At 64.6% G+C, this 25,486-nt stretch carries 25 protein-coding genes; 16 read left to right on the top strand and 9 right to left on the bottom strand.

What is annotated here, in order from left to right; genetic code table 11:
• Positions 1-112: 112 nt before the first annotated feature.
• The gene (gbcA, locus tag ACMGG8_RS06425; protein WP_060841446.1) at positions 113-1,408 is read right to left on the bottom strand and encodes a glycine-betaine demethylase subunit GbcA; all 1,296 of its coding nucleotides are present in this window, start codon (positions 1,406-1,408) and stop codon (positions 113-115) included.
• Positions 1,409-1,698: 290 nt separating this feature from the next.
• Here gbcA and gbcB point away from each other — a divergent pair, with 290 nt between their 5' ends.
• Positions 1,699-2,799 (top strand): glycine-betaine demethylase subunit GbcB, encoded by a 1,101-nt coding sequence (gene gbcB, locus ACMGG8_RS06430; RefSeq protein WP_060841445.1) that lies wholly within the window; start codon positions 1,699-1,701, stop codon positions 2,797-2,799.
• Between the two features lie 56 nt (positions 2,800-2,855).
• On the opposite strand, the gene ACMGG8_RS06435 is transcribed toward gbcB, so the two are convergent.
• From ACMGG8_RS06435 to ACMGG8_RS06445, 3 genes are all read right to left on the bottom strand, one after another.
• Positions 2,856-3,680 (bottom strand): nitrilase-related carbon-nitrogen hydrolase, encoded by an 825-nt coding sequence (locus tag ACMGG8_RS06435; protein WP_108545116.1) that lies wholly within the window; start codon positions 3,678-3,680, stop codon positions 2,856-2,858.
• Entirely contained in the window at positions 3,677-5,122 is a 1,446-nt protein-coding gene (locus ACMGG8_RS06440; RefSeq protein ID WP_060841443.1) for a purine-cytosine permease family protein, read from the bottom strand. The genes ACMGG8_RS06435 and ACMGG8_RS06440 overlap by 4 nt, the downstream gene beginning before the upstream one ends.
• Positions 5,123-5,686: 564 nt before the next feature.
• Positions 5,687-6,727: a low specificity L-threonine aldolase gene (locus tag ACMGG8_RS06445; protein WP_060841442.1), complete on the bottom strand. Its 1,041-nt coding sequence runs from the start codon at positions 6,725-6,727 to the stop codon at positions 5,687-5,689.
• A gap of 100 nt (positions 6,728-6,827) precedes the next feature.
• Between ACMGG8_RS06445 and ACMGG8_RS06450 the strand changes: the two genes are divergently transcribed.
• From ACMGG8_RS06450 to fdhA, 8 genes are all read left to right on the top strand, one after another.
• Positions 6,828-7,568, top strand: coding sequence for a TraX family protein (locus ACMGG8_RS06450; RefSeq protein WP_108545117.1), 741 nt, complete (start codon positions 6,828-6,830; stop codon positions 7,566-7,568).
• A gap of 393 nt (positions 7,569-7,961) precedes the next feature.
• Entirely contained in the window at positions 7,962-9,215 is a 1,254-nt protein-coding gene (locus ACMGG8_RS06455; RefSeq protein ID WP_108545118.1) for a serine hydroxymethyltransferase, read from the top strand.
• A gap of 23 nt (positions 9,216-9,238) precedes the next feature.
• A complete protein-coding gene (locus ACMGG8_RS06460; RefSeq protein ID WP_060841439.1) occupies positions 9,239-10,489 on the top strand; it encodes a sarcosine oxidase subunit beta family protein in 1,251 nt (416 codons plus the stop codon).
• A gap of 14 nt (positions 10,490-10,503) precedes the next feature.
• Complete coding sequence (locus ACMGG8_RS06465; RefSeq protein WP_011063902.1) at positions 10,504-10,806, top strand: sarcosine oxidase subunit delta; 303 nt, start codon at positions 10,504-10,506, stop codon at positions 10,804-10,806.
• A complete protein-coding gene (locus ACMGG8_RS06470) occupies positions 10,803-13,820 on the top strand; it encodes a sarcosine oxidase subunit alpha (RefSeq protein ID WP_060844821.1) in 3,018 nt (1,005 codons plus the stop codon). Before ACMGG8_RS06465 ends, ACMGG8_RS06470 begins: the two co-directional genes overlap by 4 nt.
• A gap of 133 nt (positions 13,821-13,953) precedes the next feature.
• On the top strand, positions 13,954-14,586 hold the full coding sequence (locus tag ACMGG8_RS06475) for a sarcosine oxidase subunit gamma (protein WP_016964293.1): 633 nt from the start codon (positions 13,954-13,956) through the stop codon (positions 14,584-14,586).
• Between the two features lie 148 nt (positions 14,587-14,734).
• Complete coding sequence (purU, locus tag ACMGG8_RS06480; protein WP_047306415.1) at positions 14,735-15,592, top strand: formyltetrahydrofolate deformylase; 858 nt, start codon at positions 14,735-14,737, stop codon at positions 15,590-15,592.
• Between the two features lie 171 nt (positions 15,593-15,763).
• Positions 15,764-16,963: a formaldehyde dehydrogenase, glutathione-independent gene (fdhA, locus tag ACMGG8_RS06485; protein WP_047289632.1), complete on the top strand. Its 1,200-nt coding sequence runs from the start codon at positions 15,764-15,766 to the stop codon at positions 16,961-16,963.
• 229 nt (positions 16,964-17,192) lie between these two features.
• Here the strand turns inward: fdhA and ACMGG8_RS06490 are convergent, their stop codons facing one another.
• Positions 17,193-17,465 (bottom strand): hypothetical protein, encoded by a 273-nt coding sequence (locus ACMGG8_RS06490; RefSeq protein ID WP_414159335.1) that lies wholly within the window; start codon positions 17,463-17,465, stop codon positions 17,193-17,195.
• A 451-nt stretch (positions 17,466-17,916) separates the two neighbouring features.
• On the opposite strand from ACMGG8_RS06490, the gene ACMGG8_RS06495 reads away from it, so the two are divergent.
• Together ACMGG8_RS06495 and ACMGG8_RS06500 are read left to right on the top strand one after the other, a co-directional pair.
• On the top strand, positions 17,917-18,207 hold the full coding sequence (locus ACMGG8_RS06495) for a type II toxin-antitoxin system RelB/DinJ family antitoxin (protein WP_060841436.1): 291 nt from the start codon (positions 17,917-17,919) through the stop codon (positions 18,205-18,207).
• A complete protein-coding gene (locus ACMGG8_RS06500) occupies positions 18,173-18,487 on the top strand; it encodes a type II toxin-antitoxin system YafQ family toxin (protein WP_060841435.1) in 315 nt (104 codons plus the stop codon). Before ACMGG8_RS06495 ends, ACMGG8_RS06500 begins: the two co-directional genes overlap by 35 nt.
• 62 nt (positions 18,488-18,549) lie before the next feature.
• Here the strand turns inward: ACMGG8_RS06500 and ACMGG8_RS06505 are convergent, their stop codons facing one another.
• From ACMGG8_RS06505 to ACMGG8_RS06515, 3 genes are all read right to left on the bottom strand, one after another.
• Positions 18,550-19,113, bottom strand: coding sequence for a hypothetical protein (locus ACMGG8_RS06505; protein WP_414159336.1), 564 nt, complete (start codon positions 19,111-19,113; stop codon positions 18,550-18,552).
• 150 nt (positions 19,114-19,263) lie between these two features.
• Complete coding sequence (locus ACMGG8_RS06510) at positions 19,264-19,938, bottom strand: anti-sigma factor domain-containing protein (RefSeq protein WP_060844818.1); 675 nt, start codon at positions 19,936-19,938, stop codon at positions 19,264-19,266.
• Positions 19,935-20,579 carry a sigma-70 family RNA polymerase sigma factor gene (locus ACMGG8_RS06515; RefSeq protein ID WP_235759502.1) on the bottom strand — a complete coding sequence of 215 codons (645 nt, stop codon included), beginning with the start codon at positions 20,577-20,579 and terminating at the stop codon, positions 19,935-19,937. Before ACMGG8_RS06515 ends, ACMGG8_RS06510 begins: the two co-directional genes overlap by 4 nt.
• Positions 20,580-20,764: 185 nt before the next feature.
• Here ACMGG8_RS06515 and ACMGG8_RS06520 point away from each other — a divergent pair, with 185 nt between their 5' ends.
• The 4 genes from ACMGG8_RS06520 (at position 20,765) to ACMGG8_RS06535 (ending at position 23,846) form a co-directional block, all read left to right on the top strand.
• Positions 20,765-21,328, top strand: coding sequence for a DUF2780 domain-containing protein (locus tag ACMGG8_RS06520; RefSeq protein ID WP_060841431.1), 564 nt, complete (start codon positions 20,765-20,767; stop codon positions 21,326-21,328).
• Between the two features lie 160 nt (positions 21,329-21,488).
• Complete coding sequence (locus ACMGG8_RS06525; RefSeq protein ID WP_060841430.1) at positions 21,489-21,917, top strand: DUF350 domain-containing protein; 429 nt, start codon at positions 21,489-21,491, stop codon at positions 21,915-21,917.
• Between the two features lie 10 nt (positions 21,918-21,927).
• On the top strand, positions 21,928-22,695 hold the full coding sequence (locus ACMGG8_RS06530; RefSeq protein ID WP_414159337.1) for a DUF1190 domain-containing protein: 768 nt from the start codon (positions 21,928-21,930) through the stop codon (positions 22,693-22,695).
• Positions 22,692-23,846 carry a glutathionylspermidine synthase family protein gene (locus tag ACMGG8_RS06535; protein WP_414159338.1) on the top strand — a complete coding sequence of 385 codons (1,155 nt, stop codon included), beginning with the start codon at positions 22,692-22,694 and terminating at the stop codon, positions 23,844-23,846. Before ACMGG8_RS06530 ends, ACMGG8_RS06535 begins: the two co-directional genes overlap by 4 nt.
• Here ACMGG8_RS06535 and ACMGG8_RS06540 read toward each other — a convergent pair whose 3' ends face one another.
• Entirely contained in the window at positions 23,847-24,734 is an 888-nt protein-coding gene (locus ACMGG8_RS06540) for an acyltransferase (protein ID WP_414159339.1), read from the bottom strand. It abuts the gene before it with no gap.
• Positions 24,735-24,952: 218 nt separating this feature from the next.
• On the opposite strand from ACMGG8_RS06540, the gene ACMGG8_RS06545 reads away from it, so the two are divergent.
• Positions 24,953-25,453 carry an ATP-dependent zinc protease gene (locus tag ACMGG8_RS06545; protein ID WP_016963060.1) on the top strand — a complete coding sequence of 167 codons (501 nt, stop codon included), beginning with the start codon at positions 24,953-24,955 and terminating at the stop codon, positions 25,451-25,453.
• Positions 25,454-25,486 lie beyond the last annotated feature (33 nt).

The following is a 25,486-nucleotide window of genomic DNA, read 5'->3' on the forward strand; positions in this document are numbered from 1 at the left end:
CCTCTGTCGCCTGCAAGATCCTTACGCGCGCTACGTCGCAATCCCGCCCAAGCCGTTCGCAGCCTGCGGCAGCGGCTACACCAACCCTGTAGCCGCTGCCGAGCCTGGGGGGTCAGCCGGTGACCGGCACGCCCTTGAGGTAGGGCGCCGGTTCCGCGCCGAGGTTGCTCAGCATGCGCTCGCTGTACCAGTCGACGAAGTTGACCACGCCGAACTCGTAGGTCTTGGAGTACGGGCCCGGCTGGTAGGCGGTGGAGTTGATGCCGCGCTGGTTTTCTTCCGCCAGGCGCCGGTCCTGGTCGTTGGTGGCGTCCCACACCTGGCGCATGCGCTCGACGTCGTAATCGACACCTTCCACGGCATCCTTGTGCACCAGCCACTTGGTGGTGACCACGGTTTCCTGGGCGCTGATCGGCCACACGGTGAACACGATGATGTGGTCGCCCATGCAGTGGTTCCACGAATGCGGCAGGTGCAGGATGCGCATCGAGCCCAGGTCCGGGTTCTTGATCCGCCCCATCAGCTTGGCGCAGCCCTGCTTGCCGTCCATGGTCATGGACACGGTGCCCTTGAGCAGCGGCATGCGCACGATACGGTTGCGCAGGCCGAAGCTGGCGTGGGCGTAAGGGATCTTCTCGGCTTCCCAGGCGGCGGCGGAGGCGGCCACGTGGTCCTTGAACGCCTGGTCGGCCCGCGGGTCGGTGACGTCGTCCCATTCCAGCAGGGTTTTCAGCAATTCGGGGTGCGAGCCGCCGCAGTGGTAGCACTCGCGGTTGTTCTCCAGCACCAGCTTCCAGTTGGCCTTTTCATGCAAGGTGGTCTGCACCGCCACCTTGGTGTTCTCCATGTCGTAGGGCTCCATGTAATGGGCCAGGGTCGCCAGGAAGTCGTCGATGGCCGGCGGGTTCTCGGCCAGGGAAATGAAGATGTAGCCGCCGGCGGTCTTCACGTTCACCGGTTTCAGGCCGTACTGCTTCATGTCGAAGTCGGCGCCCATCTCGGTGCCGGCGAACAGCAGGCGACCGTCCAGTTCGTAGGTCCACTGGTGGTAGTGGCAGACCAGCTTGGCGACCTTGCCCTTGTCGCTGGTGCACAGCCGCGAACCGCGGTGGCGGCAGACGTTGTGGAAGGCGTGGACCACGCCGTCGGCGCCGCGGATGACGATGATCGGGTTCTTGCCGATCTGCAGGGTGATGTAGTTGCCCTTGGTGGGGATCTCGCAGGTCATGCCGGCGATCAGCCATTCCTTCTGGAAGATCTCCTGCATGTCGATATCGAACAGCCTTTCATCGCAGTAGAAGGGCTGCGGCAGGGAGAAGGTCCGCTCGCGCTCCTGCAGCATCTGTGCAGTGGCCTTGCGTGCAGGTTCCAGTGGATCGCCCAAGCTCAGGGTTGCGGTGACGTCCATCGTTCAAGTCCTCATGGCCGTTCTGTGCGGCCGGCGAATTAAATAGTGGCTACGGTGGGTGCTACGCAAGTCACGAAAAATCGGTTGTCGTGTTTGAGGCGAGTGTGGGTCCGCGGGCGCCTTGAACCTTATCCATGGGCGACATGGCCCAATCTGTTCCCGACGCGCCAGCCCCGGCAGCTGGGGGCTGGTCGCGATAAGCATGTGAATGTCGCAGATAGGTAAATGGGCGCGAGAAGCCTTACGCAGAATCGCTGACAAGACGCCGACAGTCGGCCGTGGAGAACAGCATGTCCAACACCTTCCTCAACCCGGTAACCACCCAGACCTGGGCCAATGGCCGTCACATCGTCCGTTGCGTCAAAGTCATCCAGGAAACCTGGGACGTGCGGACCTTCTGCTTCATGGCCGACCAGCCGATCATGTTCTTCTTCAAGCCCGGGCAGTTCGTCACCCTGGAGCTGGAGATCGAAGGCCAGCCGGTGATGCGCTCCTACACCATTTCCAGCTCGCCGTCGGTGCCCTACAGCTTTTCGGTGACCATCAAGCGCGTGCCGGGGGGCAAGGTCTCCAACTGGCTGCACGACACCCTGCATGAAGGCCAGGAGCTGGCGGTGCACGGGCCAGTGGGGCTGTTCAACGCCATCGATTTCCCCAGCCCGAAAGTGCTTTACCTCAGCGGCGGCGTCGGCATCACCCCGGTGATGTCCATGGCGCGCTGGTTCTACGACACCAACGGCAACGTCGACATGGTGTTCATCCACAGCGCCCGTTCGCCCAAGGACATCATTTACCACCGCGAGCTGGAGCACATGGCCTCGCGGATCGACAACTTCAGCCTGCACCTGATCTGCGAGAAACACGGACTGGGCGAGCCCTGGGCCGGCTACCGCGGCTACCTGAACCACAAGATGCTGGAGCTGATGGCTCCGGACTTCCTGGAGCGGGAAGTGTTCTGCTGCGGACCGACGCCCTACATGAACGCGGTCAAGCGCCTGCTGGAAGCTGCCGGTTTCGACATGGCGCGCTACCACGAGGAATCCTTCGGCGCGACCCCGCCCGAAGCCCGGGCCGACGCCGTGGAACATGCCGAACAGGCGGCCGAGGCGCCGGAGCCGGACCTGGCCGATCTGCATCAGGTGGAGTTCACCGCCTCCGGCAAGAGCATCCGCGTGGCCCCGGGGGAAACCGTGCACGCGGCGGCAGCCAAGCTCGGCCTGATGATCCCCAAGGCCTGCGGCATGGGCATCTGCGGAACCTGCAAGGTGCTCAAGCTGGGCGGCGAAGTGGTGATGGAACACAACGGCGGGATCACCGAGGAAGACGAAGCCGAAGGCTACATCCTGTCCTGCTGCAGCGTGCCCAAGGGCGACGTGCGAGTGGAATACTGATCCCGCTCTGGTGGTGAGTGAGCAAGCCGCTCACTCACCCCACGCGGGCCTTGCGCTCAATACAACGCCGGGCGCCGATCCAGGTGCACATGATTATGTTCACTGATGGACTTGTGCCAGGCCTGGGCCAGGTCCAGCTCCGCCAGCAGCAACTGCTCGGCACCGTGCCGATCCTTGCCCGCCAGCGGATAGCCGTCGGCATCGACGATGGTCGAGCCACCCACCCAGTCAACGTCGCGCTCCTGGCCACAGCGATCGCAAGCGGCAACGAACATCCGATTGACCGCCGCGTTGGCCTGTACCCGGATCATCTCCGCCGGGCGTTCGCTGGCCGGGCGCGGGCCGTCCGGCCAGTTCACCGGCGCGCATAAAAGCGCCGCCCCGGCCAGGGCCGGCAGGCGCACCCATTCGGGAAACTCCAGGTCATAGCAGATCATCATGGCGATCGGCCCGAAGCGGGTGGGCACCACCGGTGGCGGTTCGTCGCCGGGGGTGAAGATCAGGTTTTCCTGATCCCACAGGTGGGCCTTGCGATACACCGTCAGCGTTCCTTCGGGCTCGATCAGCGCCGCGCTGTTGGCCACCCGCTCCTCATCCAGGCGCTCGCAGAAGCCACCGACGATCACCACCTGCAGCTCTTCGGCCAGGGTTTTCCATAGGCTCAGTGTCGGTCCGTCGAGGGTTTCCGAGAGTGCCAGCGCTTCTTTCCGGTCGCGGAACACATAGCCGCTCTGCACCAGTTCCGGCAGCACCACCACCTGGGCGCCGCGAGCGGCGGCCTGGCGGATGGCCTCGGTGCTGAGGGTGCGGTTGTAGTCCAGGTCGCCGATTCGTGGTGCCAGTTGCTGGCAGGCCACTTTCAGGGATGTCTGGGGGATCATTGCGCGCCTCCTTCCAGTTGCTGTTCGCTGGCCTGGATGGCCAGGCGTTCGGCTTCCAGGTCCAGGTTACGGGTCAGGCCCCAGTAGACCAGCCCGGCCACCGCCAGGCCAATCACGAAGGCAATGTCGGCGCCGCCCAGGGCCTGGGACAGCGGCCCCTGATAGAAGCTCAGGGACATGAACGGCACCATCGCCAGCAAGCCGAGGAAGTAGGCCAGCAACCCGGCGCTGGACCAGCGGCCATAGATGCCGGCGGGATTGAAGATGTGGCTGATGGCGTAATGGCCTTTGCGCACCAGGTAGAAGTCCGCCAGGTTGACCGCGGTCCAGGGCACCAGGAAGTACAGCATCAGCAGGACAAAGGTGTTGAAGCTGCCCAGGTAGCTTTCGGGAATGTTCATGGCGATCAGGAAGATCACCACCGCCACCAGCAGGATGCCGGTCACCCGGCTCTTGAGGTTGGGCTTGATCGACTTGAAACCGTCAATGGCGCTGATGCCGGTGAGCATGGCGCCGTAGCAGTTGACCGCCATGATGCCCACCAGCGCCGGCACCGCGATCAGCACGGTGAAGGTGCCAAAGCCGGGAATCAGGGTGTTGCCCACTTCGCGCACGCTGGCGATGGCGTCCGGCGAGGGCAGGGCGGACGCCAGGAAGGCCCCCAGGGACATCAGCCACAGGGCCGAGCCGGCGGCGCCCAGGTAGGTCCAGAAAATCACCTGGCGCGACGGCGTCTGGTGCGGCAGGTAGCGCGAATAGTCGGAGACGTACACCGAATAGCTGATCTGGTAGCCGGCGGCGGCCGACAGCTGGATCAGGAACGCCGACCAGGAAAAATGCGCATCGGCCACGGCGGAGTCGGCCTGCAGGGTCAGCAGGGCGCTGACGGTGAGCACCGCGAACACGCTGATCATCACGTAGGTCAGCCAGCGCTGCACGGTGTGCAGCAGGTCATGGCCGACCACCGCGATCAGCACCGCCACGGCGATCATCAGGCTGTACCAGGGCGCCCGGGCCCCGGGAATCACTGTGTTGATGGCGTCGGTGGCGAGGATCACGTTGAACACGTTGAAGCCGATGTAGACGAACACCACCGCGGTGAACGGCACGATGGCGCCCCGCAGGCCGAACTGCGCGCGGGACTGGATCATCTGCGGCAGGCCCATGCGCGGGCCCTGGTTGGCGTGGAAGGCCATGCAGAAGGTGCCCAGGCACACGCCGATGACGATCGCCAGAATGGCATAGGGAAGGGCCAGGCCCAGGGCCGCGCCGGTGAAGCCGGTGACCATGGTGGTGAGCACGAAGTTGCCGGTGAACCAGAACGGTCCCTGGTGCCAGACCTTGCCGTGGCGCTCGTTGCGCGGCACGTAGTCGATGGAGCGGGTTTCGATCGCAAGGCCGGGAGACTGGGCCTTTTCGGTGACGCAAGACTGAGTCGTCATGGGTGGAGCCTTTGTTTTTATAGGTCGACCCCGGAGTCTCGGACAAAGGTGGCGGATGTTGAATCAGCAGGGGCAAATAATCAGTTCAGGAATTTGTGAACTGATGCTTTCGCTGGCCAGCCAGTTCCCGTGGAGGAGGGCGCGTCGTTGTAGGAGCCGGCTTGCCGGCGAAGGCGCCTGTGAGACCGACGCCCGGCTTGCGGGCCTGTTCGCTGGCCAGCCAGCTCCTACGGGGCGAGAGGTGCTCTGGCTATTGTAGGAGCCGGCTTGCCGGCGAAGGCGCCCGTGAGATCGGCGCCCGGGTTGCGGGCCTCTTCGCTGGCCAGCCAGCTCCTACGGGGCGAGAGGTGCGCGGGCTATTGTAGGAGCCGGCTTGCCGGCGAAGGCGCCCGTGAGATCGGCGCCTGGCTTGCGGGCCTGTTCGCTGGCCAGCCAGCTCCTACGGGCGGGAGGTGCTCTGGCTATTGTAGGAGCCGGCTTGCCGGCGAAGGCGCCCGTGAGATCGGCGCCCGGGTTGCGGGCCTGTTCGCTGGCCAGCCAGCTCCTACATGCGGAGGGGATGGGTCAGGCGCTCATCACGGTGCGGATGTCCGCTGCCAATTCGCGCACGCGCTCTTCTTCGGTGTCCCAGGAGCACATGAAGCGCGCGCCACCCTTGCCGATGAAGGTGTAGAAGCGCCAGCCCCTGGCGGTCAGGGCGGCAATCGCCGGTTCCGAGAGTTGCAGGAACACGCCGTTGGCCTGCACCGGGAACATCAGCTCCACGCCAGGGATGTCGGCCACCAGCTGGGCCAGCAACTGTGCGCAGTGGTTGGCGTGGCGGGCGTGCTTGAGCCAGGCGTCGTTTTCCAGCAGGCCGACCCAGGGCGCCGAGAGAAAGCGCATTTTCGAGGCCAGCTGGCCGGCCTGTTTGCAGCGGTAGTCGAAGTCTTCCGCCAGCTTGTGGTTGAAGAACAGGATCGCTTCCCCCACCGCCATGCCGTTTTTCGTGCCGCCAAAGCACAACACGTCGACGCCGGCCTTCCAGGTCAGCTCCGCCGGGGTGCAGCCTAGGAAGGCGCAGGCGTTGGAGAAGCGCGCGCCGTCCATGTGCAGGTTCAGCCCCAGTTCCTTGCAGGTGGCGCTGATGGCGCGGACTTCTTCCGGGGTGTAGACGCTGCCCACTTCGGTGGCCTGGGTCAGGGTCACCACCCGCGGCTTGGGATAGTGGATGTCCTGGCGCTTGAGGGCGATCTCGCGGATCGATTCCGGGGTCAGCTTGCCGTTCTGGGTGCCGGCGATCAGCAGCTTGGAACCGTTGGAGAAGAACTCCGGGGCGCCGCATTCGTCGGTTTCGACGTGGGCGGTTTCCGAGCAGATCACGCTGTGATAACTCTGGCACAGCGACGACAGGGCCAGGGAGTTGGCGGCGGTGCCGTTGAAGGCGAAGAACACTTCGCAGTCGGTTTCGAACAGTTTGCGGAAATGATCCGAGGCGCGAGCGGTCCACTGATCGTCGCCGTAAGCGCGCTCGTGGCCGTGGTTGGCCTGCTCCATGGCGGCCCAGGCTTCGGGGCAGATGCCGGAGTAGTTGTCGCTGGCGAATTGTTGGCTCTTGTCGGTCATGGCCGGCTCCGTGGTCGATGATGGTGCGCACTTTACCCAAGATTAATGGCTCAGCACACGCTCTGTTTATGCAGGAATAATGCAGGGCCCATAAGGATTTATGCGTGATGCGATGCTGAAAACCGACAACCGCCAGCGCGATGGGGCGCTGGATGCACTGAAGTGGCTGGCGCTGCTGAGCATGGTGCTGGATCACCTGCGGTATGTGGGCCTGAGCCTGGACTGGCTGTATGTGCCGGGGCGGCTGGCGTTTCCCTGGTTCTGTCTGGCCATGGCGGTGAATCTGACGCGCCTGAGCGAGCGTGCCGGACGCCCGACCGGGCAATGGCGCTACCTGGGCTGGCTGCTGCTGTTCAGCGCGCTGAGTGAGATTCCCTATCGGCTGTTCGTGCCTGATCCCGACACCTTGAATGTGTTGCCGACCCTGGCCCTGGGCTTGCTGGTGGCCCGGGGCTGGCAGCAGCCTCGGGGACTGGATCGGGGGCTCGGCCTGTTGGCCCTGGTCCTGGCTTTGGGGGGCAGTGAGTGGCTGATGTTTGGTGCCTTCGGGGTATTGCTGCCGTTGGCCCTGCTGCTGGTGCTGCGCCGACCCTGGTATTTCAGCCTGCTGCCTGGAGGGCTATGCCTGGCGGCCAACCAATGGGAAACCTTGTTCCCGGCGGCGCGCCTGGGCAATCCGGTGGCGACCTGCGGTATTGCCGTTTGTCTGCTGGCGCCGTGGCTGGGAGTGATGCTGCTGCGAGTGTTGCGCGGCTGTACGGTGCCGGCGATGCGGCGCTGGGCCTACCTGCTGTACCCGGTGCACTTTCTCCTGCTGCTGGCCCTGCGCCAACTCCTGTAGCCGCTGCCGCAGGCTGCGAACGGCTTGGGCGGCATTGCGACGTAGCAGACGCGGCGATCTTGAGGGCGTAGAGGTGTGGCTGGAGATCGCCAGGCAAGGTCCTGCGGACCTTTGCGCAGCTTCGCAGGCTCAGCAGCGGCTACAGGGGCGGGCGCCTTTCGCCTGCGGCCTGGACCTGTGCTGCGCCGCAAGGTGTCGATCCAGAGCCTTCGCCCGGCTGTGGCCCGAGGCATTTATCTCCGTGCGCCAAGGCATGTCGTAAACGCACCTTTGCGTGGCGTCCATAGGCATTTGAGTTCCCCTTGCCGGTCATACCATCGCATCCAAAGGGCGCAGCTTTAAGGCTGGCCTCACCGAGACGAAAGGCGCAGCGCCGCCGCTGGGAGAGACGTGATGTTCAGCAAGCAAGACCAGATCCAGGGTTACGACGATGCACTGCTGGCGGCGATCAATGCCGAGGAACAACGCCAGGAAGATCACATCGAGCTGATCGCGTCGGAGAACTACACCAGCAAGCGGGTGATGCAGGCGCAAGGCAGCGGGCTGACCAACAAGTACGCCGAAGGCTATCCGGGCAAGCGCTACTACGGTGGCTGCGAGCATGTGGACAAGGTCGAGGCCCTGGCCATCGAGCGTGCCAAGCAGCTGTTCGGCGCCGATTACGCCAACGTCCAGCCGCACTCCGGTTCTTCCGCCAACGGCGCGGTGTACCTGGCCCTGCTGCAGGCCGGCGACACCATTCTCGGCATGAGCCTGGCCCATGGCGGCCACTTGACCCACGGCGCCAAGGTGTCGTCTTCGGGCAAGCTGTACAACGCCGTGCAGTACGGTATCGATACCACTACCGGGCTGATCGACTACGACGAAGTCGAGCGTCTGGCCGTGGAACACAAGCCGAAGATGATCGTCGCCGGCTTCTCGGCCTACTCCAAGACCCTGGACTTCCCGCGTTTCCGGCAGATCGCCGACAAGGTCGGGGCACTGCTGTTCGTCGACATGGCTCACGTCGCCGGGCTGGTGGCCGCCGGTCTGTATCCCAACCCGCTGCCCTATGCCGATGTGGTCACCACCACCACCCACAAGACCCTGCGCGGTCCCCGTGGTGGCCTGATCCTGGCCAAGGCCAACGAAGAGATCGAGAAGAAGCTCAACGCTGCGGTGTTCCCGGGTGCCCAGGGCGGTCCGTTGATGCACGTGATCGCCGCCAAGGCGGTGTGCTTCAAGGAAGCGCTGGAGCCCGGGTTCAAGGCCTACCAGCAACAGGTGATCGACAACGCCCAGGCCATGGCCGGCGTATTTATCAAACGCGGCTACGATGTAGTGTCCGGTGGCACCGACAACCACCTGTTCCTGGTCAGCCTGATCCGTCAGGGCCTGACCGGTAAAGATGCCGATGCCGCCCTGGGCCGCGCCCACATCACCGTGAACAAGAACGCCGTGCCCAACGACCCGCAGTCGCCGTTTGTCACCTCCGGCCTGCGCATCGGCACCCCGGCGGTCACCACCCGCGGATTCAAGGTCACCCAGTGCACTGAACTGGCCGGTTGGATCTGCGACATCCTCGATCACCTCGGCGATGCCGATGTCGAGGCCAATGTCGCTCGCCAGGTGGCAGCCCTGTGCGCTGATTTCCCGGTTTACCGCTGAGAGCCGCAACTGGAGCAATGACTATGCAACGCTATTCGGGCTTCGGCCTCTTCAAGCACTCTCTCAGCCACCATGAAAACTGGCAGCGCATGTGGCGCACGCCGACCCCGAAGAAGGTTTATGACGTGGTCATCGTCGGCGGTGGCGGGCATGGCCTGGCCACGGCCTACTACCTGGCCAAGGAACACGGCATCACCAACGTCGCGGTGGTGGAAAAAGGCTGGCTGGGCGGCGGCAACACCGCGCGCAACACCACCATCGTGCGTTCCAACTACCTGTGGGACGAGTCGGCGCAGCTCTACGAGCACGCCATGAAGCTGTGGGAAGGCTTGTCCCAGGACCTCAACTACAACGTGATGTTCTCCCAGCGCGGGGTCTACAACCTGTGCCATACGCTGCAGGACATCCGTGATTCCGAGCGTCGGGTCAGCGCCAACCGTCTCAACGGCATCGATGGCGAGCTGCTCAACACCCAGCAGGTGGCGGACGAAATTCCCTACCTGGATTGCTCGAAAAACACCCGTTATCCGATCCTCGGTGCCACGGTCCAGCGCCGTGGCGGCGTGGCCCGTCACGACGCCGTGGCCTGGGGCTTTGCCCGGGCTGCCGACGCCCTGGGCGTGGACCTGATCCAGCAGACCGAAGTCATCGGTTTTCGCAAGGAAAACGGCGTGTGCATCGGCGTCGAGACCAACAAGGGCTTTATCGGCGCCAAGCGCGTCGGTGTGGTCACCGCCGGTAACTCCGGGCACATGGCCAAGCTCGCGGGCTTCCGCCTGCCGATCGAATCCCACCCGCTGCAAGCCCTGGTGTCGGAGCCGATCAAACCGATCATCGACAGCGTGATCATGTCCAACGCGGTGCACGGCTACATCAGCCAGTCGGACAAGGGCGACCTGGTGATCGGCGCCGGTATCGACGGCTGGGTCGGCTACGGCCAGCGCGGCTCCTACCCGGTGATCGAGCACACCATCCAGGCCATCGTCGAGATGTTCCCGATCCTTTCCCGGGTGCGCATGAACCGCCAGTGGGGCGGCATCGTCGACACCAGCCCGGACGCCTGCCCGATCATTTCCAAGACCCCGGTGCCGAACATGTTCTTCAACTGCGGTTGGGGCACCGGCGGCTTCAAGGCCACCCCGGGCTCGGGCAACGTGTTTGCCGCAAGCCTGGCCAAGGGCGAAATGCATCCATTGGCCGCCCCTTTCTCCATCGACCGTTTCCACAACGGTGCGCTGATCGACGAACACGGCGCTGCTGCGGTCGCCCACTAAAAGGACAACTCCCTATGTTGCATATCTTCTGTCCTCACTGCGGCGAGCTGCGCTCCGAAGAGGAATTCCATTCGTCCGGCCAGGCCCACATTCCCCGGCCCCTGGACCCCAACGCCTGCACCGACGAGGAGTGGGGCGACTACATGTTCTTCCGCGACAACCCCCGCGGCCTGCACCACGAGTTGTGGATTCACGCCGCCGGTTGCCGCCAGTACTTCAACGCCACCCGCGACACCGTGACCTACGAAATTCTTGAAACCTACAAGATAGGCACCAAACCGCAGTTCACCGCCAAGGCTGCTGGAGAGAAGGTATGAGCCAGACCAATCGCCTGTCCAACGGCGGACGCATCGACCGCAACAAAGTCATCACCTTCACCTTCAACGGCCAGAGCTACAAAGGCTTTGAAGGCGACACCCTGGCCTCGGCCCTGCTGGCCAACGGCGTGGACATCATCGGTCGCAGCTTCAAGTACTCCCGGCCTCGGGGCATCTTCGCCGCGGGCTGCGAAGAGCCCAACGCGGTGCTGCAGATCGGCGCCACCGAAGCCACCCAGATCCCCAACGTGCGCGCCACCCAACAGGCGCTGTACCAGGGCCTGGTGGCCACCAGCACCAACGGCTGGCCCAGCGTCAACAACGACATGATGGGGATTCTCGGCAAGGTCGGTGGCAAGCTGATGCCGCCGGGCTTCTACTACAAAACCTTCATGTACCCGCAATCGTTCTGGATGACCTACGAGAAGTACATCCGCAAGGCGGCGGGCCTCGGTCGCTCGCCCACCGAGAACGATCCGGACACCTACGACAACATGAACCAGCACTGCGACGTGCTGATCGTCGGCGCCGGCCCGGCCGGCCTCGCCGCCGCCCTGGCCGCTGCCCGTAGCGGCGCCCGGGTGATCCTCGCCGATGAGCAGGAAGAGTTCGGCGGCAGCCTGCTGGACAGTCGCGAAAGCCTGGACGGCAAGCCGGCGGTGGAGTGGGTGGCCAGTGTGGTCGCCGAGCTCAAGTCGCTGCCGGACGTGTTGCTGCTGCCACGGGCCACGGTCAACGGCTACCACGACCATAACTTCCTGACCATCCACGAGCGCCTCACCGATCACCTCGGCGACCGCGCGCCGATCGGTCAGGTGCGCCAGCGTATCCACCGGGTCCGCGCCAAGCGCGTGGTGCTGGCCACCGGCGCCCATGAGCGGCCGCTGGTCTACGGCAACAACGACGTGCCGGGCAACATGCTGGCCGGTGCGGTGTCCACCTACGTGCGTCGCTACGGCGTGGCCCCGGGCAAGAAACTGGTGCTGTCCACCAACAACGACCACGCCTACCGCGTGGCCCTGGACTGGCTCGACGCCAGCCTGCAAGTGGTGGCCATCGCCGATGCGCGGCACAACCCCCGCGGCGCCCTGGTGGAGGAAGCCCGGGCCAAGGGCATTCGCATCCTCACCTCCAGCGCGGTGATCGAGGCCCGTGGCAGCAAGCACGTGACCGGCGCACGCGTAGCAGCCATCGACGTCAAGGCGCACAAGGTCACCAGCCCCGGCGAATGGCTCGACTGCGACCTGATCGCCAGCTCCGGCGGCTACAGCCCGGTGGTGCACCTGGCCTCGCACCTGGGCGGCAAGCCGGTGTGGCGCGAAGACATCCTCGGTTTCGTGCCCGGTGAAGCACCGCAGAAGCGCGTGTGCGTCGGTGGCATCAACGGCGTCTACAGCCTCGGCGACACCCTGGCCGACGGTTTCGAAGGTGGCGTGCGCGCCGCCAGCGAAGCCGGGTTCCAGAGCGTTGAGGGCGTGTTGCCCAAAGCCCTGGCCCGCCTGGAAGAACCGACCCTGGCGCTGTTCCAGGTGCCCCATGAAAAAGGCACCGCTCGCGCGCCCAAGCAATTCGTCGACCTGCAGAACGACGTCACCGCCGCCGCCATCGAACTGGCGACCCGCGAGGGCTTCGAGTCGGTGGAGCACGTCAAGCGCTACACCGCCCTGGGCTTCGGCACCGATCAGGGCAAGCTGGGCAACGTCAACGGTCTGGCCATCGCCGCTCGTTCGCTGAACGTCAGCATTCCGCAGATGGGCACCACCATGTTCCGCCCGAACTACACGCCGATCACCTTCGGCGCCGTGGCTGGGCGTCACTGCGGGCACATCTTCGAGCCGGTACGCTTCACCGCGCTGCACGCCTGGCACGTGAAGAACGGCGCCGAATTCGAGGACGTCGGTCAGTGGAAGCGCCCTTGGTACTTCCCGAAAAACGGCGAAGACCTGCATGCCGCGGTCAAGCGTGAATGCCTGGCGGTGCGCGACAGCGTCGGCCTGCTGGACGCCTCGACCCTGGGCAAGATCGACATCCAGGGCCCGGACGCCCGGGAGTTCCTCAACCGCATCTACACCAACGCCTGGACCAAGCTCGACGTGGGCAAGGCCCGCTACGGCCTGATGTGCAAGGAAGACGGCATGGTCTTCGACGACGGCGTGACCGCCTGTCTGGCCGACAACCACTTCCTGATGACCACCACCACCGGCGGCGCGGCGCGCGTGCTGCAGTGGCTGGAAATCTACCAGCAGACCGAATGGCCGGACCTCAAGGTGTACTTCACCTCGGTCACCGACCACTGGGCCACCATGACCCTGTCGGGCCCCAACAGCCGCAAGCTGCTGAGCGAAGTCACCGACATCGACCTGGACAAGGACGGCTTCCCGTTCATGACCTGGAAGGAAGGCCTGGTGGGCGGCGTGCCGGCGCGGGTGTTCCGTATCTCGTTCACCGGCGAGCTGTCCTACGAGGTCAACGTCCAGGCCGACTACGCCATGGGCGTGCTGGAGCAGATCGTCGAGGCTGGCAAGAAGTACAACCTGACCCCCTACGGCACCGAAACCATGCACGTGCTGCGGGCCGAGAAGGGCTTCATCATCGTTGGCCAGGACACCGACGGCTCGATGACCCCGGACGACCTGAACATGGGCTGGTGCGTGGGCCGGACCAAGCCGTTCTCGTGGATCGGCTGGCGCGGGATGAACCGTGAAGACTGCGTGCGCGAGGAGCGCAAGCAACTGGTGGGCCTCAAGCCGATCGACCCGACCCAGTGGCTGCCGGAAGGCGCGCAACTGGTGTTCAACCCCAAGCAGGCGATCCCGATGAGCATGGTCGGTCACGTGACCTCCAGCTATGCCCACAACTCCCTGGGTTATTCCTTTGCCCTGGGCGTGGTCAAGGGCGGCCTCAAGCGCCTGGGCGAGCGGGTCTTCGCGCCCCTGGCCGATGGCCGGGTGATCGAGGCGGAAATCGTTTCCTCGGTGTTCTTCGACCCCAAAGGCGACCGCCAGAACATCTAAGGCACAACACGCCCATGTAGGAGCTGGCTTGCCAGCGAAGGCGGCCTCAAGGCTGCCACAAGGCCCAAGGGCCTCTTCGCCGGCAAGCCGGCTCCTACAGGGCGTTATCAACAGAATTCAGGACAGGTGCTCTATGACCGCAGTCAACGTTTACCAACAGCGCCCCACCACCGGGGCCAAGGCCGAGTCGCCCCTGCACCACGCCGACCTGCCGAGCCTGGTGGGCAAGGGCCGCAAGAACGCCGGTGTGATCCTGCGCGAGAAAAAACTCCTCGGTCACCTGACGATCCGTGGCGACGGCCACGACCCGGCCTTCGCCGCCGGGGTGCACAAGGCCCTGGGCATCGAATTGCCGGGCGCCCTGAGCGTGGTGGTCAAGGGCGAGAGCAGCCTGCAATGGCTGGGCCCGGATGAGTGGCTGCTGATCGTGCCCAGCGGCGAAGAATTCGCCGCCGAGCAGAATCTGCGCGCCGCCCTGGGCGACCTGCATATCCAGATCGTCAACGTCAGCGGCGGCCAGCAGATCCTCGAACTGTCCGGCCCCAACGTGCGCCAGGTGCTGATGAAGTCCACCAGCTACGACGTGCACCCCAACAACTTCCCGGTGGGCAAGGCGGTGGGCACGGTGTTCGCCAAGTCGCAACTGGTGATCCGCCGCACCGGCGAAGACACCTGGGAGCTGCTGGTACGCCGCAGCTTCTCCGATTACTGGTGGATGTGGCTGCAGGATGCCGCGGCCGAATACGGCCTTAGCGTCCAGGCCTGAACCCCGCTTGGCCTGGTAGGAGCGAGCTGGCTCGCGAAGGATGGATTTCCCGGAGGACCACAGCGCCCTTGGATTTTTCGCGAGCAAGCTCGCTCTTACAGAGAATCGACCGCGCTGCGGTTGCCCCAACGAACAGGAGTTACTGCCCATGAGCCGCGCCCCCGATACATGGATTCTCACCGCCGACTGCCCCAGCGTGCTCGGCACGGTGGACGCGGTGACCCGCTTCCTGTTCGAGCAGGGTTGCTACGTCACCGAGCACCACTCCTTCGATGACCGGCTCTCGGGTCGCTTCTTCATCCGCGTGGAATTTCGCCAGCCCGACGGCCTCGACGAACAGGGCTTTCGCCAGGGGCTGGCCGAGCGCGCCAAAGCCTTCGCGATGAACTTCGAGCTGACCGCGCCGCACTACCGGCCGAAGGTGGTGATCATGGTCTCCAAGGCCGATCACTGCCTCAACGACCTGCTTTATCGCCAGCGCATCGGCCAGTTGCCCATGGACGTGGTGGCGGTGGTGTCCAACCACCCGGACCTCAAGCCCCTGGCCGACTGGCACCAGATTCCCTACCACCACTTCCCCCTCGACCCCAACGACAAGCCGTCCCAGGAGCGTCAGGTGTGGCAGGTGATCGAGGACTCCGGCGCCGAACTGGTGATTCTTGCCCGCTACATGCAGGTGCTGTCGCCGGAGCTGTGCCGCAAGCTCGATGGCAAGGCGATCAATATCCACCACTCGCTGCTGCCGGGCTTCAAGGGCGCCAAGCCTTATCACCAGGCCTACAACAAGGGTGTGAAACTGGTGGGTGCCACCGCGCACTACATCAACAACGACCTGGACGAAGGCCCGATCATCGCCCAGGGCGTGGAGGTGGTGGACCACAGTTACTACCCTGAAGACCTGATCGCCAAGGGGCGCGACATCGAGGGCCTGACCCTGGCCCGGGCAGTGGGCTATCACATCGAGCGGCGGGTGTTCTTGAACGGCAACCGCACGGTGGTGCTCTGATGATTCTTGGGGCTGCTGCGCAGCCCTTCGCGAGCAAGCTCGCTCCTACAGGCGTTGTGCCTGTTTGCGCGAAAACGATTTTGAAAACGAAACAGCATCCGTACCCGAGCAATCCACGTGTTTCCCCCTTTGGGTAACGCGGTTCCATAACAACAACAGCGAGGTGAAAGCATGTCTGGTAATCGTGGTGTCGTGTATCTGGGCAGCGGCAAGGTCGAGGTACAGAAAATCGACTATCCAAAAATGCAGGACCCGCGCGGCAGGAAGATCGAGCACGGCGTCATCCTGCGCGTAGTCTCCACCAACATCTGCGGCTCGGACCAACACATGGTCCGCGGCCGTACCACCGCCCAGGTCGGCCTGGTCCTGGGTCATGAAATCACTGGCGAAGTGATCGAGAAGGGCAGCGACGTCGAGAACCTGAAGATCGGTGACCTGGTGTCGGTGCCGTTCAACGTCGCGTGCGGGCGCTGCCGTTCCTGCAAGGAACAGCACACCGGGGTCTGCCTGACCGTCAACCCGGCCCGCGCCGGTGGCGCCTACGGCTACGTCGACATGGGCGACTGGACCGGTGGCCAGGCCGAGTACGTGCTGGTGCCTTACGCCGACTTCAACCTGCTGAAACTGCCGGATCGCGACAAGGCCATGGAGAAGATCCGCGACCTGACCTGCCTCTCCGACATCCTGCCCACCGGCTATCACGGCGCGGTGACTGCCGGCGTTGGCCCGGGCAGCAGCGTCTACATCGCCGGTGCCGGCCCGGTCGGCCTGGCCGCCGCTGCGTCTGCGCGCCTGTTGGGGGCGGCGGTGGTGATTGTCGGCGACGTCAACCCGGTGCGCCTGGCCCACGCCAAGGCCCAGGGGTTTGAAATTGCCGACCTGTCCAAGGACACCCCGCTGCACGAACAGATCGCCGCCCTGCTGGGCGAGCCGGAAGTCGATTGCGCGGTGGACGCCGTGGGCTTCGAAGCCCGTGGCCACGGCCATGCCGGTGCCCAGCACGAGGCTCCGGCCACCGTGCTCAACTCGCTGATGGGCGTGGTGCGTGTGGCGGGCAAGATCGGTATTCCCGGCCTGTACGTCACCGAAGACCCGGGCGCGGTGGACGCCGCGGCGAAGATGGGCAGCCTGAGCATCCGCTTCGGCCTGGGCTGGGCCAAGTCCCACAGCTTCCACACCGGCCAGACCCCGGTGATGAAGTACAACCGCCAACTGATGCAGGCCATCATGTGGGACCGCATCAACATCGCCGAAGTGGTGGGCGTGCAAGTCATCAGCCTCGACGACGCCCCGCGCGGCTATGGCGAGTTCGATGCCGGCGTGCCGAAGAAATTCGTCATCGACCCGCACAAGCTGTTCAGCGCCGCCTGAGGACCGTCAGCCTTTGGCTTGAAGCCTGCCGATAACGAAAAACGCCGCCTTCTCTTGCCGAGAACGCGGCGTTTTTTCTGTGGCGAGGGAGCTTGCTCCCGCCCGGCCGGCCGGCGCCCCGGCGCGTAGCGTATTGCCGTGGCTTGTCAGGCTCACCGCGTAGACGCTATCGGGGGGCGCTGCGCACCCCAGCGGGAGCAAGCTCCCTCGCCACATCCAGCGGTTGCAGTCAGGCGATCAGCGTGGCGCGCAAGCGCCTTCCCAGCACATCCATCAGGTCGCAGCCATCGCGCAGGGGCATGGCGCAGAGCTGGGCCAACTCCTGGGCCAGTACCGGGTCCTTGCCCAGCGCATCGCTCAAGGCCAGTTGCTCTAGGACCTGGGTCACGGCGCGGATACGGAAGGCGGCGGCTTCATGGAGCACATCCAGCGGCGCCTGGGTATCGATCAGTAGGGAGGGGATATTGCAGTCGTGGCCGGTGATCGGCATGTAACGGTTCATTCGATAACACTCCTGTGTCGTCTTCCTGAATGCCGCCACTCATTTGTCGCCAAGCATTGGGTGGCAGCTGTACGCAGGTTGGCGAACCGGAGACACAAGAACCCGGCAGACCCGAAGGTCTCCCGCGCACAGCTGCCATAAAGCAACGGATGCGCATGCGCTCACGTTTTCCACTGTGCGCGGAAACCGTGTACGCCTTGTATCTGACGGGTCGCCAAACCCGGTCGCCATCTCGGCGACCGGCGGACTATAAGCCGCCGGCGCAGGGGCGGCAAGGCGTTGGGGGGTGGATGTCTTGCAGGAGGTTTCGTCTGCTGTGGCGTCGCTGAACGTGCACGAGGTCCTGTTCACGAGTCGGGTCCACTGAAATCGGTTGACCGAAAAAGGCAAAGCTCCCAGAATGCATTTCGTGGCCACAACGTAGCTACAAATAACTAATAGAGGTGATACCTTGGCTGCATTACTGAAAACCACTGATGTGCGTTGCCGCATAGACGAGGACTTGAAGGTGAGTGCTACTGCTGTGCTGGAAGCCTGCGGGCTGAGCCTCAGTGAGGCCATGCGCCTGTTCCTGCGTCAGGTTGTGGCCGTGCAGGGACTGCCTTTCGAAGTGCGTGTCCCATCGGAGAAAACCGCTCGTGCCATGGCGCAGGCGCGTGAGATTCGACGTCAGTACGATTCGATCGACGAGATGTTGAGGGATGCTGATGGCGAAGCCGGAGAAGAAGCAAAAGCGCGCTGACCTGCCCAGGCAGTGCGCGCAAACAGCAGAGTTCAAGAAGTCATGGGAGCGCTACCAGCGCGCGGGGCGTCGTGACATGCACGAAGTGCGCAAGGTCATGGTGCTGCTGTTCCTGGGGGAGCCACTACCGGCCCAGTACCTCGATCATGCGCTGAAGGGGGAGTGGGACGGTTTCAGGGAGTGTCATATCGGTGGCGATTTTCTGCTGATTTATGACGTGGCCCGAGCCGGGCTGGTGACCTTTGTCGATCTTGGCAGCCATGCCGAGTTGTTCAGATAGTTCATACCGACTGAAAAGCCCGCCCATTGGCGGGCTTTTCGTTGCCTGCGAACCCGAGTCGATCAATAGCCCCTGCCCGGGTAGTCGAACCAGTGTTCGCCTCTCAGGATTTCCTTTATGTCGGTCTCGGCCAGGATGCCTGGCGCATCCCGCTCGAAGCGTGAGCGCCACTGGGGCAGCCACCAGTAATTGAGCGCCGTGCCTCTTGGTATCAGCACCAGGGTCAGGACGGGGCGGTCCATGGCCTTGCGCTGGTACAGCTGGTGGCTGCGGTCCATGAGGTCCAGGTAGTAATCGAGGGGCAGGGACAGCATCAGGGCCGTGGTGTGCACCTTTTCGGTCTGGGTTCGCTGTGGGTCCTGCAGCAGGTTCAGGGCTTCGCAGTAGTAACGCTCGGGTTGGCGGGCGAACGGCTGGGCCTCGGCAACGCCAAGAATGCCCAAGGCGCTGCCGTCGTCGCGCCAGTCGGCTCCCTGGCGGTCGCTGAAGTGCTGGCGGATAAAGCCGGTCAGGGGGCCCGGGGCCGTGTTGGTGCATTGGCTGCTATCGATCGGGGTGCCGATTCGCCAGAGCAAGACGGCGATTGCCAGGGCCAGCAGCAGGCCGCTGTAGAGCGCAGCTTTCATAAGAGTCCGTTCGGTGGATGGCGCCAGGCGAGGCGGGGGCTTGCATGGCAGGCAAGGGCCTGCCTGCAAGGAGGCAGCGGGGGGCCTGGGCGCGGAGTTTACCCTGACGGCGTTCGCGGGCAAGCCCGCTCCTACGCCACCAGGTGCCTGTTACAGCGCGGCCAGTTGGCCCTGGTACAGCACCGGTCCGGTGGGTTGGCCGGTGGGCGAGCCGCCGTGGGGCTCAAGGCTTACCGCCAGGGCAATCGGCGTATCGAGCAGGGCGCGCTGGGCCGGGCTCAGGTTGATCTTGCCTTGGCCGCCGACCGGCACCACGCCGAGGGAAATCGGCTGGCCGTCGGCAGGGATCGCCCAGAGTTCCAGGCTGCGGTCCAGGCCGATGGCGGCCAGGGTCAGGGGTTCGACTTGCAGGTACTGGGCATGGGCCTTGATCCGCAGGGCCGGTTGCTGGTCGGCGCTGAGCAGGGTGGCGCTGTAGCGCACCTGGTCGCTCTGCTGGATAAAGCCGATGTACAGGGTCGCCAGCACGGCGCAGGCGGCAAGCGCCAGGCGCAGGCGCATCCACAGCGGTTTCTTCTGTGGTACGTGCAGCACTTGCGGTTCGATGCGTGCCTGGATGCCCGCCCAGACCCGTTCCGGCACCGCCGCTTCAGGCAGGGCTTCGGTCAGGCTGGCGAGGCTTTCCTGCCACTGCGCCAGTTCTTCGCGCAGGGCGGCGTCGTCCAGCAGGAGCATTTCGAAGCGCCGGCGGGCGGCGCCCTGCATCAGGCCGATGGCGTAGTCGGCGGCCAGGGCGCGGCGGCGTTCAGGGGTTCGATAGTTCATGATTCAAGGCACCGGCGCAGGCGTTCCATGCCCCGACGAATCCAGGATTTGACCGAGCCCAGGGGCGCGGCCAGGTGTTCGGCCAGCTCCGAGCAGGACAGGCCCTGGAAGTAGGCCACGGTGATGGATTGGCGCTGCATGCCGTCGAGGCTGTCCAGGCAGCGGTTCAGGGCCCGGGCGGCGCGGGCGCTGTCCAGTTGGTCGTGGGCCGAAGGGCTTTGATCCTCCAGCTGTTGTTCTTCGAGTTCGCCCAGGGGCCGTTCGCGCTGTTTGCGCAACTGGTCGATGGCCTGGTTGCGGGTGATGTTGACCATCCAGGTCAGGGGCGCGGACAGGTGCGGCTGGTAGCGCACGGCGTTGTTCCAGATGCGCACGAAGCTTTCCTGCAGCACTTCCTCGGCCAGATCGCGACGGCCCATGAAGCGCAGGGCGACGCCATGCAGGCGCGGGGCAACCATGCGATAGAGGGTTTCGAAGGCCCGGCGATCACCCAGTGAACACTGGGCCAGCAGGTGCCGCAGCTGATCGGTGTCGAGGCTCGAGATGGCGATTCTCCTGACAGGAACTGGGACAAGGGCCAGCGACAAGCGCCGACCGACGCAGCCAGAGATTAGTCCAGGGTGGGTGGTTGTTCCATTCACGTCCTGCTGCCTCATGCCGGAGCCCGAAGGTGGCGCTTGTGGACGATATACGCAGCAGCAGCGCAGCTGGATGCAGGCGCCGGACGGCAGGGCAGGCGCTGGAACATTCGCCTGGGGTTTCAGTCAAAACGCTGTTTTCCCGCCGTCCGAGTCCGGACGGTTTCCCGCCCCATGAGGTTGTTTCGATGAATATTCCACGCGGTTTTGCCCTGGCTACCCTGATGACCCTGGCAGCCGGTTCGGCGTTGGCCGGCGGTTTCAGCTTGAGCGATGCGGCCAACGCCATTGCCGGCATGCAGGGCGGCGACAAGGCCGCTGCCGCCGCGCCGACTTCCCAGACCGCCGGCCTGCTGGGCACCCTGGCGCAACTCAATGTCACCCCTGAGCAGGCCATCGGCGGCACCGGCGCCATGCTCGGCCTGGCGAAGAATCAACTCAGCAGCACCGACTATTCGCAACTGAGCCAAAGCGTACCGGGCCTGGACCAGCTCTCGGGCAGCAACGCCCTGGGCAGCCTGGGCGCCTTGAGCGGCCTGCTCGGCCAGTCTTCCGGCAACAGCGCCGGCCTGGGCAGCGCCCTGGGCAACGTCAAGGACACTCAAGACCTGAACAACGCCTTTGGCGCCCTGGGCATGGACAGCGGCATGATCGGCCAGTTTGCCCCGCTGATCCTGCAGTACCTGGGCCAGCAGGGCGTTGGCGGGTCCCTGCTGCAAAGCCTGGGTGGCATCTGGGGCGTGAACCAGTAACGCCTCCCGGCCCCGGCGCGATCGGCGTCGGGGCCATCGGTGGCGGAGCGCGCGGTGTCGAAGCTTGCCCCGAGCCCTGAAACTTTACCTTTGCGCAGTTTTCGCCCCATCCGGCCTGTGCTATATCTCGCGCCCCGTTTTCCAAGGAAGCTTGAACGCGATGTTCATGGATGCACTGAAGATGTCTCTGCCCGCCGACGCGGTGCTCGGTTTCATGCTCTACATGCTGGGCGCTGCCCTGGTGTTTGCCCTCTACGCGTTCATCTACACGCGCCTGACCCCCTATAACGAATTCGCCCTGATCCGCCAGGGCAACAGTGCCGCTTCCATCGCCTTGTCCGGCGCCTTGCTGGGCTTTGCCATTCCGGTGGCCAGCGCGATTTCCCATTCCATCTCGATCATCGATTTCCTGCTCTGGGCCGGCATCGCCGCGGTGGTGCAATTGCTCACGTTCCTGGTGGTCAGCCTGACCCTCAAGGGCCTGTCCCAGCGCATTGCCAACCAGGAAAACGCCGCGGCGATCCTGGTGGCGGCGGTGTCTGTCGGTGTCGGCCTGCTGAATGCGGCCTGCATGACTCCATCGGTCTGAGGGCGCCGGCATGAAACGCAGTAAAAGCGTGCGCCTGGTGCTGCTGGGCAGTGTGCCGTTCGCCCTGGTTGCCTGTGACGGCCAGCCTCAGGCAACCCGCGAAGTGCGCCAGACCCAGCATTTCAGCAGTGTCCGCGACTGCGTACTGGCACAGGTTCCGTCCGCGATCTGCCAGGCCGCTTTCGATGATGCCCGCGAGCGTGGAGAGCTGATAGCGCCGCGTTATCTCGACCTGCAACGCTGTGAAGACGACTTCTTCGCGGGCAACTGCATGGTGTCCAGAGACAACCGCGCCTACGTGCCGATTGCCAAGGGCCTCGCCCTGACCACCCAGCGCACGGTGCCGGTTCAGCCCGAAGACGAACAACCCGAGCAGGCCAGCTCCAGCAGTTCGGGTGGTGGTGGTGGTGGTGGTGGTGGTGGTGGTGGTGGTGGTGGTGGTGGTGGTGGTGGTGGTGGTGGTGGTGGTCACTCCTATGGCGCCCGCGCAGGTTCCAGCTTCTGGCGCTGGATCGGCCTGGATTCCACGCCCGAGCCGCGCTATTTCAGCGAGACGCTGTACAAGGAGCGTGACGGTCGGGGCGGCTCGCAACTGAGCACCCTCAGCCAGCAGGTGGAGGCCGGCAAGACCTTCTCCGGCGCCAACGGTGGACGCTTCGGCATTTCCAGCCCGGACCACTTCACCAGCGCCGGCAATCCCCTGGCCGGTGCCCATGAAGTGGTCAGTCGTGGCGGCTTCGGTTCCTCCAGCCGCAGCAGTTGGAGCTTCGGTTCTTGAAGCGCATCCCCAGCACCCCGCGTGCGGATTGGCAGGCCACGGCGCTGCAGTTGGGCTTTGCCTTCCACACTTTCGACGGCGAGCCGTACTGGGACGAGTCGGCCTACTACCGCTTCAGCCTGCGGCAGATCGAGGACGACCTGGAAGACCCGACCCGGGAACTGCACGAGCTGTGCATGGCCCTGGTGGCCGAAGTGGTGGACAGCGAAGCCTTGCTGGAGCGCCTGGCGATCCCTGCGGCCTTTCATGACTTGATCCGCCAGTCGTGGAAGCAGGGCGACCCCCATCTCTACGGGCGCATGGACCTGTGCTACGACGGCACGGGCCCGGCCAAGCTGCTGGAGACCAATTACGACACGCCGACGTCGCTGTATGAGGCGAGTTTCTTTCAGTACGTCTGGCTTGAGCAGCAGTTGCAGCGCGGGCAGTTGCCGGCTGGCTGCGATCAGTTCAACAGCATCGAGGACAAGCTGCTGCAGGCCTTCGTCCAGGGCGGCTTCAAGTCGCCGATGCACTTTGCCTCGGTGCGGGACTCGCTGGAGGATCGCGGCACCGTCGAATACCTGCGCGACATTGCCCGTCAGGCGGGCCTGGGCACGCGCCTGATCAATATCGAGGACATCGGCCTGAATGCCGGTGGGCGTTTCGTCGACCTGCTGGAGATGCCCATCGACAGCCTGTTCAAGCTCTATCCCTGGGAACAGCTGTTCACCGAAGCCTATGGCCCGGCGCTTGCCGGCAGCGGCACGCAGTTTGTCGAGCCGCCGTGGAAGGCGATTCTTTCCAACAAGGGCGCGCTGGCCCTGCTCTGGGAGCGGCATGCGGGGCATCCGAACCTGTTGCCGGCGTTCATCGACGACGATCCCGCTGCCAGCCTGGGCCCGGGCTGGGTGCGCAAGCCGTTCTTTTCCCGAGAGGGCGCCAATGTGGAAATCTGCACTGAGGGCGGTGAGCGCCTGATCGAGGCCGGGCCCTATGGCGGGCCGTGCATCCGCCAGCGGTTTCATCCGCTGCCGGTGTTTGCCGGCAACCACACGGTGATTGGCAGTTGGGTGATTGGCGATCAGCCGGCGGGGATTGGCATTCGCGAGGACCACTCGCCGATCACCAAGGACAGCAGCCGCTTCCTGCCCCACGTGATCAGCGATTGATCAGCGGCGTTCGTTCAGCAGTTCGCTGATGCGCTGGTCCTTGTCGGTCCACAGCCGGTTGACCCAGTCCTGCACCTGCTGGCGGAACGCCGGGTCGTTTTCGTAATCGCCGTGCCACAGCGCCGGGTCCAGCTCGCGGGTGCGGATGTCGATGATCACCTTGGGCACGCTGCCGCTGATCAGGTCCCAGAAACCGGGAATGCGTTGCTGGGGATAGACCACGGTCACGTCCAGCACCGCGTCCAACTGTTCGCCCAGGGCCGCGAGGACGAAGGCCACGCCGCCGGCCTTGGGCTTGAGCAGGTGCTGAAAGGGCGAGTCTTGCTGCTGGCGCTTGGCATCGGTGAAGCGGGTGCCTTCCAGGTAGTTGACCACAGTCACCGGCTGGCGCTTGAACAGCTCGCAGGCCGCCTTGGTGATCTCCAGGTCCTTGCCTTGCAGCTCCGGGTACCTGGCCAGGAACGCCTTGCTGTAGCGCTTCATGAAGGGGTAGTCCAGGGCCCACCAGGCCAGACCGAGGAACGGCACCCAGATCAGCTCCTTCTTGAGGAAGAACTTGAAGAACGGCGTGCGCCGGTTGAGGGTCTGGATCAGCGCCGGGATGTCGACCCAGGACTGGTGGTTGCTCACCACCAGGTAGGAGGTGTCGACCCGCAGGCCTTCGCCGCCGCGAATGTCCCAGCGGGTCGGGATGCACAGGGCGAAGATCAGCTTGTCGATCTCGGCCCAGGTCTCGGCGATCCACATCACCGCGGCCGAGGCGTAATCGCGCAGGCGTCCCGGCAGAACCAGCTTGAGCAGGGCAAACACCATCAGCGGGCCGAACAGCACCAGGGTGTTGAGCAGCAGGAGCAAGGTGACGAAACAGCCGGTGAGCAGGCGGCGCATAAGGCACTCTTTGCAATCTTTTGGGCGCGCCATGATAAGCAGCTTCGGTGGGCAGGCCAAATTCTAAGTGGCAGCGGCAAGCGGCAAGCGGCAAGCGGCAAGCGGCAAGCTCCAAGCTCCAAGCTTGAGGCTTGAGGCTTGAGGCTGCTTCTATACGAACCAATTCGTTGGCTGCGGTCTAAAATCCCGCTGCCCCTCTCTTCAAGGAATCCACTGTCGTGAAATCTGTCCTTGCTCTTGTTTCGCTGTTGGCGCTGCCGGTGATGGCCGCCGAGCCGACGCTGTATGGCCGTTACGAATACATCCGCCTGCCGGAAATCGGCGAAACCCTGCAGGCCAAGATGGACACCGGGGCCCTGACCGCGTCGCTGTCGGCCAGGGATATCCAGACCTTTACCCGCGATGGCGAGGATTGGGTGCGTTTCCGCCTGGCGACCAAGGATGCCGGGAACAAGGTCTACGAGCACAAGGTGGCGCGCATCAGCAAGATCAAGAGCCGCGCCGACGAGGGCGATGAGGCTGAAGAACCGCAGTCGGCCAAGCGCCCGGTGGTGGAGCTGGAGATGTGCCTGGGCAACGTCAAGCGCACGGTGGAGGTCAACCTCACCGACCGCAGCAGCTTCAACTATCCGCTGCTGATCGGTGCCAAGGCGCTGCGGGAGTTCGGTGCGGCGGTGAACCCGGCGCGGCGCTACACCGCGGATAAACCCGACTGCTGATTGACGGCTTACCAGGCATCCGGCACCGTTCGC

It is taken from the genome of Pseudomonas sp. BNK-45 (genome assembly GCF_047456255.1).
Lineage (GTDB): Bacteria > Pseudomonadota > Gammaproteobacteria > Pseudomonadales > Pseudomonadaceae > Aquipseudomonas.

What these genes read in the sequence shown, in the direction of transcription:
- ACMGG8_RS06510 (WP_060844818.1), bottom strand. Translation starts at nt 19,938, where the DNA reads ATGAACTATCGAACCCCTGAACGCCGCCGCGCCCTGGCCGCCGACTAC.
- ACMGG8_RS06440 (WP_060841443.1), bottom strand. Translation starts at nt 5,122, where the DNA reads ATGACGACTCAGTCTTGCGTCACCGAAAAGGCCCAGTCTCCCGGCCTT.
- ACMGG8_RS06450 (WP_108545117.1), top strand. Translation starts at nt 6,828, where the DNA reads ATGCGTGATGCGATGCTGAAAACCGACAACCGCCAGCGCGATGGGGCG.
- gbcA (WP_060841446.1), bottom strand. Translation starts at nt 1,408, where the DNA reads ATGGACGTCACCGCAACCCTGAGCTTGGGCGATCCACTGGAACCTGCA.
- ACMGG8_RS06460 (WP_060841439.1), top strand. Translation starts at nt 9,239, where the DNA reads ATGCAACGCTATTCGGGCTTCGGCCTCTTCAAGCACTCTCTCAGCCAC.
- gbcB (WP_060841445.1), top strand. Translation starts at nt 1,699, where the DNA reads ATGTCCAACACCTTCCTCAACCCGGTAACCACCCAGACCTGGGCCAAT.
- ACMGG8_RS06445 (WP_060841442.1), bottom strand. Translation starts at nt 6,727, where the DNA reads ATGACCGACAAGAGCCAACAATTCGCCAGCGACAACTACTCCGGCATC.
- ACMGG8_RS06505 (WP_414159336.1), bottom strand. Translation starts at nt 19,113, where the DNA reads ATGAAAGCTGCGCTCTACAGCGGCCTGCTGCTGGCCCTGGCAATCGCC.
- ACMGG8_RS06470 (WP_060844821.1), top strand. Translation starts at nt 10,803, where the DNA reads ATGAGCCAGACCAATCGCCTGTCCAACGGCGGACGCATCGACCGCAAC.
- ACMGG8_RS06525 (WP_060841430.1), top strand. Translation starts at nt 21,489, where the DNA reads ATGTTCATGGATGCACTGAAGATGTCTCTGCCCGCCGACGCGGTGCTC.
- ACMGG8_RS06455 (WP_108545118.1), top strand. Translation starts at nt 7,962, where the DNA reads ATGTTCAGCAAGCAAGACCAGATCCAGGGTTACGACGATGCACTGCTG.
- fdhA (WP_047289632.1), top strand. Translation starts at nt 15,764, where the DNA reads ATGTCTGGTAATCGTGGTGTCGTGTATCTGGGCAGCGGCAAGGTCGAG.
- ACMGG8_RS06500 (WP_060841435.1), top strand. Translation starts at nt 18,173, where the DNA reads ATGGCGAAGCCGGAGAAGAAGCAAAAGCGCGCTGACCTGCCCAGGCAG.
- ACMGG8_RS06520 (WP_060841431.1), top strand. Translation starts at nt 20,765, where the DNA reads ATGAATATTCCACGCGGTTTTGCCCTGGCTACCCTGATGACCCTGGCA.
- purU (WP_047306415.1), top strand. Translation starts at nt 14,735, where the DNA reads ATGAGCCGCGCCCCCGATACATGGATTCTCACCGCCGACTGCCCCAGC.
- ACMGG8_RS06490 (WP_414159335.1), bottom strand. Translation starts at nt 17,465, where the DNA reads ATGAACCGTTACATGCCGATCACCGGCCACGACTGCAATATCCCCTCC.
- ACMGG8_RS06435 (WP_108545116.1), bottom strand. Translation starts at nt 3,680, where the DNA reads ATGATCCCCCAGACATCCCTGAAAGTGGCCTGCCAGCAACTGGCACCA.
- ACMGG8_RS06530 (WP_414159337.1), top strand. Translation starts at nt 21,928, where the DNA reads ATGAAACGCAGTAAAAGCGTGCGCCTGGTGCTGCTGGGCAGTGTGCCG.
- ACMGG8_RS06540 (WP_414159339.1), bottom strand. Translation starts at nt 24,734, where the DNA reads ATGCGCCGCCTGCTCACCGGCTGTTTCGTCACCTTGCTCCTGCTGCTC.
- ACMGG8_RS06475 (WP_016964293.1), top strand. Translation starts at nt 13,954, where the DNA reads ATGACCGCAGTCAACGTTTACCAACAGCGCCCCACCACCGGGGCCAAG.
- ACMGG8_RS06465 (WP_011063902.1), top strand. Translation starts at nt 10,504, where the DNA reads ATGTTGCATATCTTCTGTCCTCACTGCGGCGAGCTGCGCTCCGAAGAG.